Origin of the sequence: Sandarakinorhabdus oryzae (assembly GCF_009733735.1) — a bacterium.
GTDB lineage: Bacteria > Pseudomonadota > Alphaproteobacteria > Sphingomonadales > Sphingomonadaceae > Sandarakinorhabdus > Sandarakinorhabdus oryzae.
Map to the genome: position 1 here is coordinate 1 of NZ_WNJP01000293.1, position 1,939 is coordinate 1,939.

Below are 1,939 nucleotides of genomic sequence, written 5' to 3' on the forward strand. Positions count from 1 at the left end.
GCCAGTTCGGCGCTGCGCGCCAGCCGCACGACATGGCAGCGCGTGCCGCCGGCGGCAAAGAAGGCCGCCACCGTGCCGGCCAGCGCGGTGGCGACGATGCCGCCATCCGTGTCAGCCGCCAGCGACGCCGGGCCGCCAAACACTGCGGCAAAGCCGGCCGCACTGTCGATGATCACCGGCCGGTGCAGCGGGCCCTTTGCGGCAAAGCCGAGGAACAGCGCCACGTCCATGCGCGGCTCGGCTGTGGCGGCCAGCGGCTGGACGCTGACGGCCACGCCGGGCCGCAGCCGAAAGCCGCGTCCCGCCGGTGCCGATGCTGCCAGGGCGGCCGCAACTGCCATGGCTCATTCCATCTCCAGCCGCTCATAGGCCAGCACCATCTCCTCCATGGCGACATCGGTGCCCTTGGCACTGAGTGGCCCCATGGTGGACTTGATGATGCGCGCCCTGAGCAGCTTCCAGGTGACGACAGCCTGGCTGTGATCCTCGTTCTGCAAGGTGACGGTGACCGTGCGCAGGGCATTCTGGTTGCCGTTGCGAATATCATCCAGCCATTGGTAGAGGTTGAGGCTGCCGATCACGCCGCGCTTGAGCGTGACATCGGTCGATTTGTTCATGCCGGTGATCTTCATCACCGAATTCTCGCGGCTGTTGCCGTTGCGATATTCTGACACCGTGACTTCCATGCCGATGCCCGACACCTCCTGAAAACCCGCTGTCGGGCCTTCGGTGTTGCCGTCGCCGATATCGACGAGGAAGTTGAACTGGACGTAGGGGCGTTCGCGTAACGTGGCCATGGCCCGTCTCCTTCAGGCGAGTTCAGATGCGGCGGTCGGCCGTCCACTGGCCGATGCGGAAGATGACGAATTCGGCAGGACGGAGTGGTGCAACCCCGATCAGGCAGACCAGCCGCCCGTTATCGAGATCATTCTGGTTCATGGTGGAGCGGTCGCACTTCACGAAGAAGGCGCGTTCCGGCTTCTCGCCCAACAGGGCGCCGTTCTGCCATTCGTTCAGCAGGAAATCGCTGATGGTGGAGCGGACATTGGCCCACAGCCGCTCGCCATTGGGCTCGAACACCGCCCATTGCGTGCCCTTGTCGATGCTGCGCTCCAGATAGGCGAAGTAGCGGCGCAGGTTGACATATTTCCATTCGGGATCGCTGCTGGCGGTGCGCGCGCCCCACAGACGATAGCCGCGGCCTTCGAAGAAGCGGAAGGCGTTGATGCCTTCGGGGTTGAGCACCTCCTGCTGGGCCTTGCTGATCGCCTTTTCAAAGCCGATGGCCAGGCGCACGACCTCGTTGGCCGGGGCCTTCCACACCGCGCGCTCGACATCGTTGCGGGCATAGATGCCGGCGACGAAACCCGACGGCGGATAGACATTCTCCACCCCGGTGAGCGGGTCCATGATGCGGACCCAGGGGTAGTAGAAGGCGGCGTGGCTGGAATCGAACTGCGCCTTCCAGTTGCGCACGTCGGCAATGCTGTGGCCGCGCACGCTGTCGAGCACGGCGATGCAATATTTCATGCGCTCGGCATGGGCGATCAGCGCGAGGGTGATGGCCTGGGCATTGTCGCCGTCGGCGGCGGTGCTGCCCGGCGCGGCGATGATGGAGATGTCCTCGATCGCCTCGAACGCCCGCAGGCCCCAACGCTGGTTGGTGGTCGGGTCCTCGCCGCCGGCATAATCGGCGGCCACCGGCAAATCGCCGTCGCTGCCACCGGCGAGCATGTAGCGCACGTCGAGCAGCAGCGGATCGAACGGATTGATCGCCGTCGCATCCTCATGCAGGCCGAGCATCCGGTTCCGGGTGAAGCGATCCGGCGCCGGCGCGCCGACCAGCCAGCTGCGGGCAAATTCGATGCCGGGCAGGCCATTGGGGTTGGCGGTGGCGGCCGCAAGTGCGGCGGCGGCTGCGGCGGCGACCGCCGCAGCG

The 1,939-nt window shown here is 66.1% G+C and carries 3 protein-coding genes; all 3 read right to left on the bottom strand.

Annotated features, from left to right (window positions below):
- Window positions 1–275, bottom strand: a 275-nt coding sequence (locus GJ693_RS15745) for a hypothetical protein (RefSeq protein WP_207789973.1), incomplete at its 3' end; no start/stop codon positions are given.
- A gap of 69 nt (window positions 276–344) precedes the next feature.
- Window positions 345–797 (bottom strand): phage tail protein, encoded by a 453-nt coding sequence (locus tag GJ693_RS15750; RefSeq protein WP_156257183.1) that lies wholly within the window; start codon window positions 795–797, stop codon window positions 345–347.
- Window positions 798–819: 22 nt separating this feature from the next.
- Window positions 820–1,939 (bottom strand): phage tail sheath family protein (locus GJ693_RS15755; RefSeq protein WP_197042279.1); only part of this gene is annotated, 1,120 nt, incomplete at its 5' end.

Bases quoted from the DNA above. Each gene is read 5' to 3' on its own strand.
- GJ693_RS15750 (WP_156257183.1), bottom strand. From the start codon at position 797: ATGGCCACGTTACGCGAACGCCCCTACGTCCAGTTCAACTTCCTCGTC.